Below are 17,528 nucleotides of genomic sequence, written 5' to 3'. Positions count from 1 at the left end.
TTGGAAAGGTCTAGTTGTTCGACTCGACCATGGCTCCCTTACTTTTCATTATCGAGCGGTTAAAGTAGAATGCATATAGGTTGGGCGAAAATACGAAAATGATCACATTAAACGAAGTAAAAGAGAGGTTTGTACTTATGACAATGACGTTTAGGAAACTAAGTGAGCTATCGATGGAGGAAAATGTACGTATTTGGAATCTAGGATTCGAGGGCTATTTTATACAGATGGTCATGACGATTGATGCTTTGATGACCAGGGTTGTTAACGAAGGACTTTCCTTGGAGAATTCACTCGCTATTTATGTGGATGGTGAACCTGCAGGGTTTGTCATGAATGGATTTCGTGACGTAGATGGAAAGAAAGTGGCATGGAACGGTGGGACAGGTATTGCGCCTGCATTTAGAGGGCAGGGCATTGGCAGAGCGCTCATGTTAAGAAATCTAGAGTTGTACCGAGAACAAGGCGTGGAACTTGCGTTACTTGAAGCGCTCACGCAGAATGAGAGTGCGATCAAGCTATATCAGTATGTGGGGTATGAAATTACGGATCGATTAATGATTTTACAACATACGGGTACAATAGATCCCCAATTATTAAAGCGATCTGTTGAGCATCCCTTTTCTATCACCAAAGGATTGCCCCGTGATGTATATGCGCTAGACTTCTATCGAGGTTTATCCGCTTGGCAGACACAATGGCCTAGCATGAAGGAGGGTGAATCTATAATCATTAGACAAGATAGCGAGCCTGTATGCTATGCGTTGTATAAGCGAACATTTGATCATGAGGGTAAAATGGTAACCATTTCGCTCTATCAATGTGAGGTCCTTCCAGGGCGGGAAGATGCAGAGGAGATTTATAAGCTTGCACTCAGTGAACTGTTCGCCCCGTTAGACTATGTTTGCAGACGAGGGACATCTAACCTGCGTAAATCCAATCAACCTCTGAACGATCTATTGCTAAAATTAGGTTTCACAACGAATGTTGAGCAAGTGCTCATGATGCGAAATATGGATCTTAACTAAGATAAAAGAGAAACAGATAGATAATAGTAATGTTGACTTACAAATTTTTTTAGCATTCGTTGAATACATGATACAAGAAATAAAGCAACACACATCATTAAGCAAACGGGACACGATAGAGCAAAAAAACAAGAAGACAGCCGATCACGATCGGCTGTCTTCTTGTTTAACTAACCGACAGGACAGTTCATTGGCAATAGCGTCACTATAGTGCTCCAATATGCACAGATTTCCGAGAATATTTGCAAAATAGTATCGCAGGTCGCTACCTAAGATTAGAGATAAGAAGGCTGAAGAAGACCGTAACAGGAAGGAACTATAGGCTGTTTGTAGCCTTTTAACTAATGGACTGATGCGAAAAACCGTTAAATAGTGCAGTTTAATCATTGAAATGATTGAGATTTACTACATTTTTACATGTAGTATGAAGTTGATTCAGGATGGAATTATTCATTCCGGAATCCCAGAAATGCTTAACTTGTCGTGCTTATGTTTTCTTAATTACATCCCAAGGAAGAGGTGTTGTTCATGAAAAAGTTAATGGATTTTAGAAAGAAAATGTCGGCCGTGTTAATGGCAAGTGGCCTGATATGCGCGATGCTATTACCCATTCAAGCGTCGGCGGCAGACATTGCTTTTAACGAACCTTTAAACGGCGTGAATCCTAATTTGTTCTATACCTCAGATGGATGGGCTAATGGTCCAGATTTCGGAGTGGGCTGGAAGGCGGTTAATCAGGAATTCGTGAATGGAATTATGGCTCTGCGACTTGACAATACTGGGTGTCCCGCCAGTTGCTCGGGGAAAAATTATGCTTCCGCTGAATATTCGACCCATGTGAAGTATGGCTATGGCCGGGTTGAAGCACGTTTAAAAGCGGCCTCAGGAGTCGGTCTTGTCACAAGCCTCTTCACGTATTCCGGGCAAGGAACAGGTACATCCAATGACGAAATCGACATTGAAATTTTGGGCAAAGACACGACGAAGATGGAAACTAATTATTTTACGAATGGCGTAGGCCAGCATAGCACGATTATCAATCTGGGGTTTGATGCCTCTCTCGATTTTCATAATTATGCGTTCGAATGGTCGCCATCATCCATTAAGTGGTATGTAGACGGTAAACTGGTCCACACGGAGAATGGATCACGCGGAACACTTCCGACCAGTCCTGGCTATATCATGGTTAATCTGTGGTCGGGCTCGGGACCGGCTGAAATATGGACAGGAAAATTCAATTACCCAGGAATGCCGGTACGGGCCTATTTTGATTGGATCAAATTTAAACCGGCCAACTGACGTTCAAAAGATGGAATTTATAACGAAACTTACAAATAAGGTGAAATAATCAGAATATAACTCTGAACGGTATGGCAGAAGTTGAAGTCCTGAAGAATTAGCAGCGATAAGGTGTATATGAAAGGCACTACAGAGTTTACTCTGTAGTGACCTTTTAAAAAGCTGTCCCGGGTCAGTAGTGGCTCTTGGGATAGCTTTTTTATTTACAACAATGGAATATAGGTGATAGAGTTTTTTACAAGATATGTATTTGGTAGCGCTTACAATAAAAGTTGTGGGGGGAGTTATGAATGCCATCTATCATGAGGGAAGAAGTGGTTCCGAAGGAAAAGGTAAAAATGAATAAGAATTATCCAGTTTATATCGGCGACACGATTGGTGTGACTATCCATTATCAAAAGCTTCATTGGCATAATGTTCTGGAGATTAATTATATCAAATCCGGCACGGGCTACTACATCATCAACGGTCAAAAATTTGATTTCCAGCAGGGAGATGTGCTGCTCATCAATTCGAATGATCTTCACTGCGCTTACGAAACGAAGGATCTTGTCATGACTGTCATTACGTTCGATTCGACCTGGTTTATTCATAACCTCCGATTCGATCCGGAGCTATTCAGCCCGTTCCGCGACATAGACAAACATTACACGAATCTAATCCACCGTGATCATCCGGCCATGGACAGACTGCGGTCACTTCTTCTTGAACTCCAATTGGAGCATGAGAGGGAGCAGCGTTCCTACGCTACGGTTGTATATTCGCTTATACTCCAGTTTCTGACTATAGTAAATCGGGAGTGTCGAATAGAGGGGATTTGCGGTAGTCAACACCTCATCAGTGAGAGACAGTATGAGAAAATACGTCAGGTGATTATGGTTATGGAACAAAACTTCGCCCATCCATGGACGCTGGAGGAGCTGGCCTCTCTTGTCTATCTCAGTCCTTCAAGGTTCAGCGAAATATTCAAACGCGCGGTCGGCATGCCTCCGATGCTGTACCTGATCCATATTCGACTGGAACAAGCTGTCACAATGCTGGAGGGAGGCCATATGAAGGTAATGGATATTGCTCTGGAATGTGGCTTCCGCACGCTGACCAACTTTAATCGGCTGTTTAAAAAGCACATCGGCATGACGCCGAAGACTTCACAAAAGCAAAATCCCTAGAAATCAGTAATATAGTGCTATATTTTACTGGTTTTAGCAGAGAAATGAACTGGTGCAGGAGATACAATGAAGTGGCAAGCATCTCATAATTATGTTAATAAATCTAACACTAAATTAAAAAGGGGAGATGCCAATGCCGCAAGTGGAGATGAGCAGCAAAACGAAGCCGCTTGTTAAGAAAAGTCACCTGCACCGCTTTCTGAAGCAATGGGATATTCAACTTATGGTGCTTCCGGCCATGATGTTTATCCTGGTCTTCAGCTACATTCCCATGTACGGAGTGCTGATGGCGTTTCAGGACTACAGTTTATTCAAAGGGTTTCTGAATAGTCCCTGGGTAGGCTTCAAACATTTTGAGGCGTTTTTCGGGACGCCGGAGTTTTGGACCATTATGCGGAATACTTTCGTCATTGGCATGCTTAAACTGTGCATCGGGTTTCCTGCCCCCATCCTTCTCGCGGTGATGCTCAATGAAGTAGGGAAACATTCTTTCAAAAGAATTGTTCAAACGATCAGCTATTTGCCTCACTTTTTGTCGTGGGTCATCGTATCGGGCTTTGTGATCTCCATCTTGTCTACGGACAACGGCAGCCTAAACATACTGCTGCAGAAGCTGAGTCTTATCGATGAGCCGATTAACTTTCTGTCGGAGCCAAAGTACTTTTGGAGTATTTTGACCGTAACGAATGTGTGGAAGGAGATTGGTTTCTCCTCCATTGTGTATCTGGCGGCAATTGCGGGCATCAATCCCCAGCTGTATGAAGCGGCTTCGATTGATGGTGCGAGCCGTCTGAAGCAGATTTTTTCCATCACTATTCCGTCCATTATGCCAATTATCGTTGTGTTCTCGATTCTGGCAATCGGTAATTTCCTAAATGCAGGATTTGAGGACATATTGCTGCTGGGAGGCAATCCGGTTTTGCGAGATGTCAGCGACGTGCTGGACACCTATGTATATCGAATTGGCATTCAGAACAGCAGATACTCCTACGCAACGGCGGCAGGGCTGTTTAAGGCCATCATCAGCGTTGTGTTATTGTCCGGAGCCAACTATTGGGCTCGTCGATCGGGGAACAGCCTTTGGTAGGAGAGAAGGGGGAGAGATACACATGAGGCTGTCGAATGGGGATCGATGGTTTGTTGGCATAATTTACTTCTTATTGGCTTTGTTTACATTTATTGCGTTATATCCGTTCTGGAACGCTGCCGCCATTTCATTTAACTCCGGGACAGATACGATGCAGGGCGGCATTACATTCTGGCCGCGTGAATTCACGCTTGAAAATTATCATGTGGTGTTTAAGGATGAGCGACTGATTGACGGTTTCATCATCTCGGTGCTCCGAACGTTGCTGGGTACACTGCTCTCCATTGTGGCAACAGCCATATTAGCTTATGGCATTTCTAAACGCGAATTAATGGGTCGCAACTTTTATATGGTAACTTGCATCATAACGATGTACTTCAGCGGCGGACTTATACCCAACTACTTGCTCATTCGGGAGCTGGGTCTGATGAACTCTTTTTGGGTTATGGTCATACCAGGCATTATCAGCGTGTGGAATATGATCATATTCCGGACGTTCTTTAAGGGTATCCCGCCCGGGCTTGAGGAGTCCGCCCGTATCGACGGTTCCTCGAACTGGGGGGTATTCATCCGAATCGTACTTCCTCTATCGGGACCGGTCATTGCTACGCTGTCGCTGTTTACGGCAGTGTATCACTGGAATGATTGGTTTGCGCCAAGTATCTACATATCTAACACGGATCTTCTACCCATTCAAACTAAGCTTCAGCAGATACTTAATGCTAATATCATGATGGAACAGATGCAGAACATGGATGCTGCTGCACAGGGCCGGATGAGCGCGATGAAAACCGTAACTACCAAATCGTTGTCCATGTCGACGATGATGGTGGCAACCATTCCAATCCTCTGCGTCTATCCATTCGTACAGAAATATTTTGTGAAGGGTGTATTAATCGGTTCTTTGAAGGAGTAATTCAAGCAAATCCCGGACAAGGCTTTAAGCGTCCGCTTTGACCATAGATGAATCGCGAAGGGAGCACTCATAATGAAAAAAGGGGAAAAGAACCTTCTCTCTGGCTTGTCAGTCACACTTATCATTGTCATGGCTTTAATGGGATGTTCGGGTTCAGGAGGTAATACTGCAAGCCAAGAGAAGAATTACCCAGTCTCGGGGGATACCTTTGTACTGGGAGAGAAACCGCTGGAATTCTCATTCTACGGCCATTATGACTGGTACACAATGCCGGATTGGGGTAAAGATGCTTCGACGAAGTGGATCAAAGAGAATAAAAAGATCGACGTAGTGCCGATCAGCTCCGGTGGCGTCGCCAAGAACAAGCTCAGTACCATGATCGTGGCCGGTGAACTGCCGGATGTTATATGGATGGATCGTGGAGCGGATGTCGAAAAGCTCCGTTCTGAGGGGATGTTGGTCCCGTTCGATGATTATCTGAATAAATACCCCAATCTGAAAAAGTGGGCTGGGGAGTCTACGCTCGAATTGCTTCGCTCACCTGACGGTAAGCTATATCAGTTCCCTAACTGGTATACCACGCAGCCAAACGGCAACGCAGGATATCTCGTCAATAAGAAGATTTACGAGGAACTCGGCTCGCCGAGCCTGGAAACACCAGAGGATCTGTACGTCTATTTGAAGCAAGTGAAGTCAAAGTATCCAGATGTTGTTCCGCTGGAGGTTGGTCAAACTGCTGCAGGAGTGGACATCATGGTATCTGCGTTTGCAGAAAATCGCCCACATACATTCAACAGTATGATCGCCGTTCCACAAGGGGATCAACTCGTATCGCTGTTCACGGATCCTGTCTATCGTGAGCTGCTGCAGTATATGAGCCGTCTGTACCGTGAAAAACTTGTCACTCAGGATGCCTTCACACAGAAGCTGGAGCAGGTCGAGCAGAAGGTTATCAACGGCAAAGTAGCCATTTATGTGGCGTCCAGTCCCACCGAGTTTGGCTCCAAGGGCAACAATCTGCTTAAAGCGCAAGACCCGGATGCTGGTTACATCATGGTATGGCCTGTACACAAAGCGGAGTTGGATCGCAACAAGATTTTCCCGGGTGATTATAAACAGCTAGGCTGGAATGTCAGCGTCATTACGAAATCGGCCAAAGATCCAGAGGCCATCTTCGCCTTCTTGGATTGGTTCACAGGTCCTGATGGCCAACGTACGATTATGTGGGGGCCAGAAGGATTATATTGGGATGGAACGGACGAGGAGGATATGCCGTTGTTCACCGACAAATTCACAAGCGATGCTAAAGGTCGTGATGAGTTGATGAACGCAACCGTCAACTTTCAGTGGAACGGTAACACAGTCTATGTGGACAATTCTAAGATGAAATTCGAGTCTAAACTTCCGCCAGAGAAGCGAAACTTTGAAACGTATTGGCAATCGGAGATTACGTGGAAGACGCAGATGAACACTACGGAGTTCGCCAATCTGGATCCTGCAAGCGATTCGGAAGAAGGCATTTTTGCGCAGCGGGTGTTTGAGATCTATGAGCAAGTTAGAGCTAAAGCGATAAGCTCCACGACCTCGGATCAGGAAGTGCTTTCGCTTCTGGATAAGGCTGAGGCGGATGCGCAAAAATCCGGTTATGACAAGTTGTTGAAGTACAAAACAGCGAGATGGCAGGAGAATAAGGCGAAAATGGCAGCTGCGAAATAAAAGTCATGGTTGGAAGCAGCCCTTTCGTTAAGATTTTTGCGGGAAGCTATAGCTTTCGCCCGAGAGTCTTGGTTGGCTGCTTCATTAGCCGAGAAACATAGGAGAGATCATACTTGAACTATTACTTGGGAGTAGATGGTGGAGGTAGTAAGACATTGGCCGTCGTGGCGGACGAAACGGGACGAATATTAGGCAGGGGAATCAGCGGCTGTGGCAATCATCAGCTTGGTGCTGCCATTGCAGAAAGTAGTATAACCCAGGCCGTTGATGAGGCTTATGCACAGGCGGGGCTTAACAAAGAGAATATCACTTACGCTACATTCGGGCTTGCGGGAGCCGATCGTGAGGCGGATTTCCGCATCTTACGTCCAATAATAGGTGCAATGGGTTTAAAGAAACATCGTATCGTATGCGATACTGTCATTGCCATGAGAGCCGGCACAAGGCAGACGGATGGGGTTGTCCTTATATGCGGAAGCGGGACGAATGGATATGGTGTTAACGTTGCAGGCGAGGAGGTTCAGATCGGAGGATTCGGTTATGAATTCGGCGATTTCGGCGGAGGCGGTGATCTGGCCGTCGAGGTGTTTCGGACAGTCATTCGTTCATGGGAAGGTAGGGAGCAGCCTACTACATTGACTTCGCTTACGTTGAATGCGCTTACCTTCGAGACCGTGGAAGAGATGTACCACCGTTTTTTGGACGATGGAAGAAGGGCACCACATACGCTGGCGAAACTGCTGTTTCAGGCTGCGCCTAGGGATGAAGTCGCAAGAAAAATATTGGAAAGGCAAGGTTTGGAGCTGGGGAAAGTCGCCAGTGCAGTTATTCATAAACTAGGTATGGGCAATGATTCCTTTGATGTTGTATTGGCCGGCAGCGTGCTAACTCGTGGAGAAGGAGATTATGTGGTTCGGCATATCGAGTCTCAGGTTACTACAGCAGCACCGAAATGCCGGTTGTGTATCTTGGACCTTGAGCCAGCAGCGGGTGCCATCCTGCTCGCAATGGATGAGAACGGAGTGAAATCAGATTCCACTGTATATGAACAATTGCACCAAGGACTTGCCGTAAAGGAGAGGAATGTGAAATGGGCCCTGGATTAAAGGTTGCTGTTATTGGGGGAGGCTCTTCCTATACCCCTGAGCTGATTGAAGGTTTCATCCGTCATTATGAGAGCTTTCCGGTTAAGCATATCGTGCTAGTGGATATTCCGGAAGGCCTTCATAAACTCACCATTGTTGGCGGGCTGGCGAAGCGAATGGTTGAACGAAGCGGACTGCCGATTAATATTACTTTAACTTTGGACCGCAAGGAAGGACTTAGGGATGCCCATTATGTATCTACACAGATGCGGGTAGGGTTGCTGGAGGCTAGAAAATGGGACGAAACGATCCCGTTGAAATATGGAATGCTCGGGCAGGAGACGACCGGAGCCGGCGGAATGATGAAGGCTCTTCGTACCATACCTGTACTCTTGGATATATGCAAGGATATGGAGTTATTATGTCCTGACGCCTGGCTACTTAATTTCACGAATCCGTCCGGAATGGTAACGGAAGCCATCATGAAGCATTCCAGCATCCGCTCCATTGGTTTATGCAATTCCCCGATCGCCGCCTACAAGTGGCTGTCTGCGCTCTACCAGGTGCCTGAGGAACGCATCTATTGCGAGTTTGTCGGGTTAAATCATCTGCACTGGATCAGCCGGATCGAGATTGATGGAGAGTCAAAGTTGGAGGAGTTGTTGGACACAGGGGGGAGTTACTCGGCCAGTAACGTGCCGCAGCTTGCTTGGAACGCTACGCTGATTCGGGCGATTGGCGCTATTCCGTCCTATTATCTGAAATATTATTACCTTCACCGTGAGATATTGGCGGAGCAGCAGGCTGCCGCAGCCATAGGCGAGACGAGGGCTGAGATGGTCAAGCGCCTTGAGGATGAACTATTTGAGATTTACAAGCGGCCAGAGCTAGTGGAGAAACCGAAGCAGCTGGAGCAGCGTGGAGGTGCCTATTATTCCGAGGCGGCTGTCAACCTGATGAAGGCGATTCATACGGATAGCGGAGAGGTTCTAACGCTAAACGTCATGAACGGCGATACCCTGGACTTTTTGCCACAGGATGTCAGTATCGAAGTGAATTGCCTGGTAACGAAGAAAGGAGCTGTTCCGGTACCTATTACACGAATACCGGATGCCGCAGTTGGCCTGATTCAAGCGGTGAAGACCTATGAGAGTCTGGCCATCGAAGCGGCGGTCTCGGGAAGCAGGGAGAAGGCACTGCTCGCCCTTAGCTCTCATCCGCTAACCGATTCCGTGTGTATATCAGAAGAGATGCTGAATGAAATGCTGGAGCAGAACCGTAAATATTTGCCGCAGTTCTTCCATGGGAGGTAAGGATTCTAAATAAAAAGAGATCATGTTTGGACGATCTCAACACTGAAAACCGGAGTGAAGAAAAGAAGAAAGAGACTTTTCGTTTGCGAGTGTAAAAAGATAAAAGGAGCTGTCATTAGCACAGCTCCTTACTCAAAATCTAAATTTCTTTGAGGGTTATTTTAGTTCTTGTGATATAAATACTGGTTTCGCTTTCAAATGCTGAATCCGTGCCAAGGATAATCCACAATTCTCCCTTCGCATCCGTTTTCACGAGAAAAGGTCGGTTTTTATTATTGAACGTTTTTACTTCATATGTTTGATCTGTAGATGTACTCTTCGATAAATTTCCGAGCACAAAAGCATCTTTGCCTTCTTGAGACTGCTGGCCCTTATCGATATTCATTTGATAGAAATAATCCTTATTTAGAATCGATTTGGGTTCTTGCTTAGTTACTCCAGCTTTTACATACACACTCTCTCCTGGAGAACCACCAGCACCCATACTATCCTTCGCTGCGTTAGTCGCAATATCAAAATCAAAGGTTACAAGATAGGTCTGATTTGGCTTTAATTTAGATGTCTTATCTATTTTTTTCTTCACGAACATGAATAAATCATCACTACGATTAACACCACTCAGGTACAGCCCCCTTTGATTCATATTGATTTCTTTTGGTAGTGAATTAAACGAATAATTCAGTTTATAGATTGAACGATCCTTTTTGGGGTAATCTGCGAATCCGGCGGACCATTGGTCGCTATTCTTAACAAAATCTGATGTTATGGTAATTTCTTTACCCAATGAAATTTTTGAATCTAAATCAATTAAAGACACGAATGAGACATTATTTAACAGCTCAATTTGTCTTTTTGTGAGATTTGCAGAGAATCCTTCAAGAACGTTGCTATACGTATTTTTGATGTGGAACTTACCAATCTTCTTCTCTAAATCCTTATATTCTTTATCACTGAAATGTTTGTTGAAAATAACGATACTCGGAATTTGATATGAGAGCTTAACATTTTTTAGTTTATTGTTCAGTTGCTCTGAAATCTTCATAGGAAGAATGTGGATTTCCTTAGTTGAATTAAGTTCTGCCGCATCGGAACTGTTAAAGTTAGTAAATGACAAAGCTCCTCCAGCTATAATCGTTGCGGCTAAAGTTAAGGCTATTTTTTTGTTACGAGTGTTCATATGTTTTCCTCCTAGGATGTATTCAGCACCTCTAACGGAGCAACATATCAAATTGTTGCAAAAGAGAAAATAAAGTAAATTTCATTACAATTTTAAAATAAATAGTGTTAGTTTCTTGAGTGCAAAATGGCAAGGAATGGGGAGGCACTTATATTTGTCTATCCTAATGTCTTAGTGAATTACTAATAATATGAGATTATATCTATATATATTGTATTCAAAAAAACGCTATGCTACAGTGGCCTAACGAACGTTCGTTAGGGAAATTGGGTATGACGTCATGCCAGAGATTAATCAATTCATAAATACTGATAAATTAATAAATAACCAAATACGAGGTGTGTGTATTGTAATGAAAAAACTTTTATATCTCTCCATAATCAGCACAATATTAAGTAGTTTTCTTTTATCGTCGAGTTATGTTTCAGCGGGTTCCAACTCCAAAATAGTATTGGGATACTATGCTCAAGATGAAAATGCTTATGACTCTCTTATTACTAATTATTCTCACCTCACTCAAGTTTCCACAGATTCATTTACATTCGACTCGAAGGGTAAAATTCTTGGTTCTGCCCCCAAGGAAGCTATTTCTTTTGCTAATAAGAAAAATATTGAAACGTTCGCAGCGGTTTCCAATTGGCAAGGAGATTACTTCAATGCGGCACTAGCTCACAAAATTGTAGACGATGCTAAAGTAAGGAAAGAGGCTATCAAAAGTATTCTTAACCTAGTTAAAACGAATCAATATAAAGGTATTAATATCGACTTTGAGAATATTGAGGCTAAGGATCGTAAAGCTTTCAGTAGTTTTATTGGAGAGATTTCTCAAACGTTACGACCTAAGGGATATCTAACAATGGTATCGGTTCCAGCTGAGTTTGAAAATGATCCTACTAATAGCTGGTCAGGTGCCTTCAATTACAAGGAATTAGGCAAGCATGCTGATTATATTCAAGTTATGACTTATGACCAGAATGGTCCATGGGGACCTTCTGGACCAGTAGCAGGTAAAGATTGGATGGAGGCTGCCATTGAGTACACTATATCTGAAATTCCTCTTCAAAAAGTAATTATTGGAGTACCAGCTTATGGTTATAATTGGAATGAAACGAAGAAGAATGGAGATATTATAGCTCTAAAAGAAATTCCTGCTTTGATTGCTTCAACAGGAGCTAAACCAGAATGGGATGAGTCTTCGTCTTCAATATCTCTCCGCTATCAGGCTGATGATGGTTCAAAACATGTGGTTTGGTACGAAAATGCAGCAAGTATCCAGGAAAAAACTCATTTAACAATAAAGTATAACCTCGCGGGTATCTCCATCTGGTCTATGGGAACTGAAGATTCAGGGTTCTGGCAAGCCATATCAGCTGGATTGAAAGAGTAAAGTATAAGGTGAGTTAGTATTGATCATCTAAGCTAATAGATGAATAGATTTTGATTCTTGCCTATTCGCAAGAATCAAAATCTATTTTTTTTATAAATCAATTAATGGAGCAGTATTTAAAACAATTAAAGTGAATTAAACCAACGTATGTTGTGATATTCATAAGGCTAACAACGATGTTTTATACACGTTTAACAGACTGTGTTCAAAGGGGAAAGTCGAGGGAAAAGAATATTGTTCCATTGTATGGCAACATTATATAGTTGTATTGCGTTCATTTAAGTAAGTACTTTAAAGGGGAGGGTTATAATAAAAGTAAAATATTCATATTTTATTCTCATCATTATACTGATTATTCTAACATCAGCTTGCTCCAGCAGTTTGACTAGTTCAGGTTCACAGGAGGATCTTACTGGACCTTATCGCGTAGCGTTGGATGAAGTGATTTCAAATGATACAGCTCTTAATGCCGATATGGAGTACATTTCTCTGGTTTCGGAAGAGGGAGTTATTTTGAAAAGTTCTGATAAACAAGTTATTGAAGAATACTTACAAAAAGAATATAACATCAAGATTTATAACTACAACTATGAACAATTAATAGAGCAAAAGTTATATGAGCAGGGGAAAACGATGCTTAAAGGCATTCTTCTAACCATTGAAAAACAGAAGCAATCGATCAACCCAGATGAGATGACTATTGAGGTTAGTAAGTATCGTTCAAACGAGGGATCAATCTCTTTAGACATGATACTTGCTTACCAGCAAGGGCAATGGAACGTCGTTAAATATGCTATGATCAGAGAAAGTTAGGGAACTTTATGTCAATGTACAAAATGTACATACTTCACGCCATCCGATCTGGGAAAAAAGGAGAATACCCCCTATGACATCATCACAGAAGGAGTCTTATGTTTCTCATGAAACTCGCCTTACCCGCTATGCTATCGTGTCCACTGCCGTAACATTGCTCAGTGATGAACAGCTTCGAGAACGAGTAGAAGATGCTACGGGTCTTGATACTGGCATTGGTGGTGCAACGGTTTTGATGCAGATTGAGGAAACGCCCATCTTCGTGAAAATAATACCACTTACGGAAAAAGAAAGGCTCACTGAAAATGCCATGTCCACGAAAAACGTTTTCAAACTTCCTCCATATTGCCAGTATGGCATAGGTTCTCCAGGTTTTAGTGTGTGGCGCGAGGTTGCAGCCCATACCATGACCACCAACTGGGTGCTGGCAAATCACTGTGCGAGTTTTCCGTTAATGTACCACTGGCGGGTGTTAAAAAGTCCAGAACGACGAACTCCAATCTCTGATGAACTGAGCGATGTTTCCCGTATGGTTGAGTTTTGGGATACTTCAAAAATGGGTGACCGTATTGAGGCACTTGAACAATCCGAGTACAGTGTTGTACTGTTCTGTGAGTACATTCCCTACAACCTGCACGATTGGCTTTACGAACAGATTGCTATTGGTGAGAGTAAAGCCGCTTCAGCACTGTCCATGGTGGATTTGAATCTGCGATCCGCTGTCTCCTTTATGAATGCAAACAAGTTACATCATTTCGATCTCCACTTTAAGAATGTTTTAACCGACGGAAACCGTGTTTATATTTCGGACTTTGGTCTTGCGACGTCTTCTCGGTTTGAACTGTCCGATTCTGAATTGAATTTTCTTGAAGTGAACAAGACTCATGATGGGTGTTATGTGGTAACAACGTTAGTGAACTGGCTTGTAACGGCATTAGTTGGCACGGTAAACCGAACTGAACGTATAGACTACATACGCCGTTGTACTGAGCGCGACGAGTTGCCAGAGATGATGGATTCAGCAGCAAAGATTATCATGCGGTACGCTCCAATAGCCGTAGTGATGAATGATTTCTACACTAATCTCATTTCGATGAGCAGAACTACGATTTTTCCAGTTGAGGAGATTGAACGGATCTGTAGTAGTAAGACTAACTAGACCAGATGGAATTCCAAAGAAGAGGTAGAGATGATGAATGCATTAAAATGGCTTCAGAACTGGTATTATGAAAACTGTAATGGAGATTGGGAACATTCATATGGTGTGAAAATTGATACAGTGGATAATCCCGGTTGGTCTATTGAAATCAATTTGGCGGAAACTTATTTAGAGGATACGCCATTTGATTCGATAGAAGAAGAGAGAACTGATGAAGATTGGTTCTACTGTATTGTGAGGGATGGAGTATTTCATGGTGCAGGCGGAGCAACGAATCTAGAAGAGATACTGATTCACTTTAAAAATTGGGCTTCAAGCATAGAAAGATGATAATTACGGAAGTTATCGATGTGTTCTATCGCGCAGCCCTAATCTTGTTTTAGGACACTAGTGCCAAATAAAAAAACAATAACATTACTGATTTGATGATTATTTAATAAAGTTTCGACTGCATTACACCTATACGACTTCAACTGGAAAAATTAAACTGACCCCTCCGCTATTTTTAGCGAGAGAGGCCCGTTACTTGTCAATTGCAGTACTTATATGTTGTGCATGCCATCCAAAACAGCGATCAAGATGAAGAGTCGTTACTAGGCGATCTGTCAATTTTTTTGGTTCGTTCCGCCAGTTCAGTTATTGACTTAATATCTTGATCAGTTAATAGATCTAGAAAATACTTGCGTATTGCCTTTGAGACTATGGGAAGGGCTTCATCCAAGGCTGACTTTCCGACGGGAGTAATAATGACTTGCACACCACGATCTGTGTCCAGTGGTTTCCTCAGAACTAGACCTCGTTTTTCCATACGCGTTAGATGATGAGATAGTCGGCTCTTATCCCAGTCCATCGAGTCAGCTAATTCCTGTTGGCGAAGTTTACCATCCCCAAATTGGAATAAACGATCTAATACTCCAAAATCACCTTCTGATAGTCCTGTATATTCAGACATTTCTTTTACAACGCTACCAAAGACTCGTTTAAAGGAGCCTTTCCATGTATTCCATAGTCGCATTTCGTCTTCGTTTAGTTCATTAATATCCATGCCAATATAATACCATGGTTGACACGTCAACCACAAGATGGTACAGTTTGTTTTGTTAGTTGACATATCAACCAAGAGGATTGAATTTGTCTTTAGGTTGATATGTCAACCTATGAAAATTATAAAGTTCTGCAAAGGATGTAAAGGAAGGAGTGAAAAATGCATAAACCTGTCGCCTTGGTCACTGGGGCAAACAAAGGAATCGGGCTTTAAATAGCGAAAGTTCTCGCGTCACAAGGCTTTGCGGTACTCTTCGGCTCGCGCAATCTCGAAAAAGGGGAGGCAGCAGAGAAAAGTATCGGTGAAGATGCTCGTGCTCTACAGCTCGACGTCACGAATCAGGATTTCATCTCAGCTGCTTCAGCACGTATTCGCAGCGAACTCGGCTCTCTTGACGTGCTTGTTAACAACGCGGGTATATCATCCGCAGGTCTGCCAGATAGGCCGCTGGAGGAAGTTGGAAGGTCCGCTCCCCAAGCATCGCGTCTCTCGACGAGATACGCACAGTTTTCGAAACGAATGTGTTCGGTGCCTTGCTTTCGCAATCGAACTTGAGTCCACAGGAATTAAGGTCAATGCTGTATGCCCGGGCTTCATCGCAACGGAATTTAAAACAATTTTGAGGGCACGGGCACCGTCCAACAGGCTGCTCGTCATCCTGTGCGCCTTGCTATGCTCGGCGAAGACAGGCCGACGGGAACGTTCTCAAATGAGATACGCCAGTTCCTTTGGTGATTTAATCTCTAGTACTGACTCAACAGAAGATCTACAGATAATATAAGGCGTAACGCCTACAAATATAAGGAGTGTGTTATTAAATGGAATATGTGAAACTGGGACAAAGCGGTTTGGATGTTTCGAAGTTAAGTCTTGGAACCATGAGCTTCGGCGTACCTGAACGCGGCAATACCCCATGGTCATTGGATGAAGAGGACAGCAGAGCGATCATTAAAGAAGCAGTCGAAATGGGCATTAATTTTTTTAGTACTGCTAATATGTATTCGGATGGAACAAGTGAAGAATTTCTTGGACGTGCATTAAAGGATTTCGCCCGTCGTGATGAAACCGTCATTGCTACAAAGGTATTTGTTCCGATGCGCAAAGGTCCGAATGCAATGGGACTTTCTCGTAAAGCCATCATGACCGAAATTGATAACAGTCTAAAACGGCTTGGAACGGACTACGTCGATTTGTACCAGATCCATCGGTGGGATCCTAATACACCAATCGAGGAGACAATGGAGGCTCTTCACGATTTAGTTAAGGCGGGAAAGGTTAGATATATCGGAGCATCCTCCATGTTGGCATGGCAATTTGCGAAAGCGCAGCATGTCGCGGAGCGCAATGGCTGGACACGTTTTGTTTCCATGGAAAATAGACTCAACTTGCTTTATCGGGAAGAAGAAAGAGAAATGCTCCCCCTTTGCAAAGATGAGGGCGTTGGCATCACTCCTTACCTGCCTTTGGCGGCAGGCCGGTTAACCCGGGACTGGAATGAGCAGACCTCGCGATCCGAGAACGACCAAATAGCAAAAGCGTTGTTTATAAAAACGGAAGAAGCTGATCGCAAAGTTGCTGAAAGAGTAGCAGAAGTTGCCGCTAACCGAGGGATTCCGCGCGCACAAGTTGCTCTTGCATGGTTGCTGCAAAAGGAAGAGGTCACAGCACCAATAATCGGTTCGACCAAAATCAGCCATCTTGAAGATGCGGTTTCAGCGTTATCGGTTAAATTAACGTCTGAAGAAATTACCCGTTTAGAAGAACTTTATATACCACATGCATTAGTATAAATTGGACACATATCCTTTATTATGATACCGTTCTGTATCGATATCCTCACCAACAACATCGATTCTATAAGCTAAAACTTTTGTAATAAACTCTTCTTGGATGCGATCCTTGAAGAGTTTATTCGCTTTTTCGATGTGACAAGCAGTTGAAGACATTTGGGAGCCGATTAAAAAAACGGTAAACCTGGTTTCAGGCATACCTTATAGGCAAAATGGCGGGGAACTTTCTGGAATAACCCCTAATCTATTGAACATGGATTGAATGATCGTTAGCGCAAAAAATACGGTTAACAATTAACACGAGGTCAGCTGTATTAGAGAGGGTTTTTCCATTTTGGGGAGGATAAGAAGTGAAAAGGGTTGTACCTCTCGGGCATAGAAGGCACGCAATTACTGAGTGCCTTTATTTATGATTGGGTATCAATCTAATTTATGCCCGAAAAAAAAAGGTACATAAATAATTTTACTAATTAACATTTTTACTTTTCACATAATTTATTTTTTTGACTAGAACAGCACCTCAGTTGATTTACAGTTCCAGTAT

At 43.3% G+C, this 17,528-nt stretch carries 16 protein-coding genes; 14 read left to right on the top strand and 2 right to left on the bottom strand.

The features are described 5' to 3' along the window. Window positions 1-137: 137 nt before the first annotated feature. The 8 genes from PTQ21_RS22495 (at window position 138) to PTQ21_RS22460 (ending at window position 9,613) form a co-directional block, all read left to right on the top strand. Window positions 138-1,028: a GNAT family N-acetyltransferase gene (locus PTQ21_RS22495; protein ID WP_063563962.1), complete on the top strand. Its 891-nt coding sequence runs from the start codon at window positions 138-140 to the stop codon at window positions 1,026-1,028. 528 nt (window positions 1,029-1,556) lie between these two features. Then, window positions 1,557-2,327, top strand: coding sequence for a beta-glucanase (gene bglS / locus PTQ21_RS22490; protein ID WP_064637706.1), 771 nt, complete (start codon window positions 1,557-1,559; stop codon window positions 2,325-2,327). Window positions 2,328-2,617: 290 nt separating this feature from the next. Further along, entirely contained in the window at window positions 2,618-3,496 is an 879-nt protein-coding gene (locus tag PTQ21_RS22485; RefSeq protein ID WP_064637708.1) for an AraC family transcriptional regulator, read from the top strand. 133 nt (window positions 3,497-3,629) lie between these two features. Further along, window positions 3,630-4,583, top strand: a complete 954-nt coding sequence (locus tag PTQ21_RS22480; protein ID WP_269056836.1) for an ABC transporter permease — start codon at window positions 3,630-3,632, stop codon at window positions 4,581-4,583. 22 nt (window positions 4,584-4,605) lie between these two features. Next, window positions 4,606-5,499 carry a carbohydrate ABC transporter permease gene (locus PTQ21_RS22475; protein ID WP_072733089.1) on the top strand — a complete coding sequence of 298 codons (894 nt, stop codon included), beginning with the start codon at window positions 4,606-4,608 and terminating at the stop codon, window positions 5,497-5,499. 72 nt (window positions 5,500-5,571) lie between these two features. Next, a complete protein-coding gene (locus PTQ21_RS22470; RefSeq protein WP_274567221.1) occupies window positions 5,572-7,215 on the top strand; it encodes an extracellular solute-binding protein in 1,644 nt (547 codons plus the stop codon). 113 nt (window positions 7,216-7,328) lie between these two features. Then, entirely contained in the window at window positions 7,329-8,321 is a 993-nt protein-coding gene (locus tag PTQ21_RS22465; protein ID WP_274567220.1) for an N-acetylglucosamine kinase, read from the top strand. Then, window positions 8,306-9,613 (top strand): 6-phospho-beta-glucosidase, encoded by a 1,308-nt coding sequence (locus PTQ21_RS22460; RefSeq protein ID WP_072733086.1) that lies wholly within the window; start codon window positions 8,306-8,308, stop codon window positions 9,611-9,613. Before PTQ21_RS22465 ends, PTQ21_RS22460 begins: the two co-directional genes overlap by 16 nt. 139 nt (window positions 9,614-9,752) lie before the next feature. Here the strand turns inward: PTQ21_RS22460 and PTQ21_RS22455 are convergent, their stop codons facing one another. Beyond that, window positions 9,753-10,790 (bottom strand): hypothetical protein, encoded by a 1,038-nt coding sequence (locus PTQ21_RS22455; RefSeq protein WP_269056789.1) that lies wholly within the window; start codon window positions 10,788-10,790, stop codon window positions 9,753-9,755. 352 nt (window positions 10,791-11,142) lie between these two features. On the opposite strand from PTQ21_RS22455, the gene PTQ21_RS22450 reads away from it, so the two are divergent. The 4 genes from PTQ21_RS22450 to PTQ21_RS22435 all read left to right on the top strand — a co-directional run bounded on the left by PTQ21_RS22450 (window position 11,143) and on the right by PTQ21_RS22435 (window position 14,479). Continuing rightward, window positions 11,143-12,177, top strand: coding sequence for a glycosyl hydrolase family 18 protein (locus PTQ21_RS22450; RefSeq protein ID WP_274567219.1), 1,035 nt, complete (start codon window positions 11,143-11,145; stop codon window positions 12,175-12,177). A gap of 432 nt (window positions 12,178-12,609) precedes the next feature. After that, window positions 12,610-12,990, top strand: coding sequence for a hypothetical protein (locus PTQ21_RS22445; RefSeq protein ID WP_274567218.1), 381 nt, complete (start codon window positions 12,610-12,612; stop codon window positions 12,988-12,990). A gap of 73 nt (window positions 12,991-13,063) precedes the next feature. Then, the gene (locus tag PTQ21_RS22440; RefSeq protein ID WP_274567217.1) at window positions 13,064-14,149 is read left to right on the top strand and encodes a protein kinase; all 1,086 of its coding nucleotides are present in this window, start codon (window positions 13,064-13,066) and stop codon (window positions 14,147-14,149) included. 30 nt (window positions 14,150-14,179) lie between these two features. After that, window positions 14,180-14,479 (top strand): immunity 53 family protein, encoded by a 300-nt coding sequence (locus tag PTQ21_RS22435; RefSeq protein ID WP_274567216.1) that lies wholly within the window; start codon window positions 14,180-14,182, stop codon window positions 14,477-14,479. A gap of 244 nt (window positions 14,480-14,723) precedes the next feature. On the opposite strand, the gene PTQ21_RS22430 is transcribed toward PTQ21_RS22435, so the two are convergent. After that, window positions 14,724-15,194, bottom strand: coding sequence for a MarR family winged helix-turn-helix transcriptional regulator (locus tag PTQ21_RS22430; protein ID WP_274567215.1), 471 nt, complete (start codon window positions 15,192-15,194; stop codon window positions 14,724-14,726). 213 nt (window positions 15,195-15,407) lie between these two features. Here PTQ21_RS22430 and PTQ21_RS22425 point away from each other — a divergent pair, with 213 nt between their 5' ends. Next, window positions 15,408-15,749, top strand: coding sequence for an SDR family NAD(P)-dependent oxidoreductase (locus PTQ21_RS22425; RefSeq protein ID WP_274570550.1), 342 nt, complete (start codon window positions 15,408-15,410; stop codon window positions 15,747-15,749). 263 nt (window positions 15,750-16,012) lie between these two features. Next, window positions 16,013-16,984 carry an aldo/keto reductase gene (locus PTQ21_RS22420; RefSeq protein ID WP_064637728.1) on the top strand — a complete coding sequence of 324 codons (972 nt, stop codon included), beginning with the start codon at window positions 16,013-16,015 and terminating at the stop codon, window positions 16,982-16,984. Window positions 16,985-17,528: the final 544 nt, after the last annotated feature.

This window comes from Paenibacillus marchantiae, assembly GCF_028771845.1.
GTDB classification, from domain to species: domain Bacteria; phylum Bacillota; class Bacilli; order Paenibacillales; family Paenibacillaceae; genus Paenibacillus; species Paenibacillus marchantiae.
This window is presented reverse-complemented; position numbering and strand designations above follow the sequence as displayed.

Bases quoted from the DNA above. Each gene is read 5' to 3' on its own strand.
- PTQ21_RS22495 (WP_063563962.1), top strand. From the start codon at position 138: ATGACAATGACGTTTAGGAAACTAAGTGAGCTATCGATGGAGGAAAAT.
- bglS (WP_064637706.1), top strand. From the start codon at position 1,557: ATGAAAAAGTTAATGGATTTTAGAAAGAAAATGTCGGCCGTGTTAATG.
- PTQ21_RS22485 (WP_064637708.1), top strand. From the start codon at position 2,618: ATGCCATCTATCATGAGGGAAGAAGTGGTTCCGAAGGAAAAGGTAAAA.
- PTQ21_RS22480 (WP_269056836.1), top strand. From the start codon at position 3,630: ATGCCGCAAGTGGAGATGAGCAGCAAAACGAAGCCGCTTGTTAAGAAA.
- PTQ21_RS22475 (WP_072733089.1), top strand. From the start codon at position 4,606: ATGAGGCTGTCGAATGGGGATCGATGGTTTGTTGGCATAATTTACTTC.
- PTQ21_RS22470 (WP_274567221.1), top strand. From the start codon at position 5,572: ATGAAAAAAGGGGAAAAGAACCTTCTCTCTGGCTTGTCAGTCACACTT.
- PTQ21_RS22460 (WP_072733086.1), top strand. From the start codon at position 8,306: ATGGGCCCTGGATTAAAGGTTGCTGTTATTGGGGGAGGCTCTTCCTAT.
- PTQ21_RS22455 (WP_269056789.1), bottom strand. From the start codon at position 10,790: ATGAACACTCGTAACAAAAAAATAGCCTTAACTTTAGCCGCAACGATT.
- PTQ21_RS22450 (WP_274567219.1), top strand. From the start codon at position 11,143: ATGAAAAAACTTTTATATCTCTCCATAATCAGCACAATATTAAGTAGT.
- PTQ21_RS22440 (WP_274567217.1), top strand. From the start codon at position 13,064: ATGACATCATCACAGAAGGAGTCTTATGTTTCTCATGAAACTCGCCTT.
- PTQ21_RS22435 (WP_274567216.1), top strand. From the start codon at position 14,180: ATGATGAATGCATTAAAATGGCTTCAGAACTGGTATTATGAAAACTGT.
- PTQ21_RS22430 (WP_274567215.1), bottom strand. From the start codon at position 15,194: ATGGATATTAATGAACTAAACGAAGACGAAATGCGACTATGGAATACA.
- PTQ21_RS22420 (WP_064637728.1), top strand. From the start codon at position 16,013: ATGGAATATGTGAAACTGGGACAAAGCGGTTTGGATGTTTCGAAGTTA.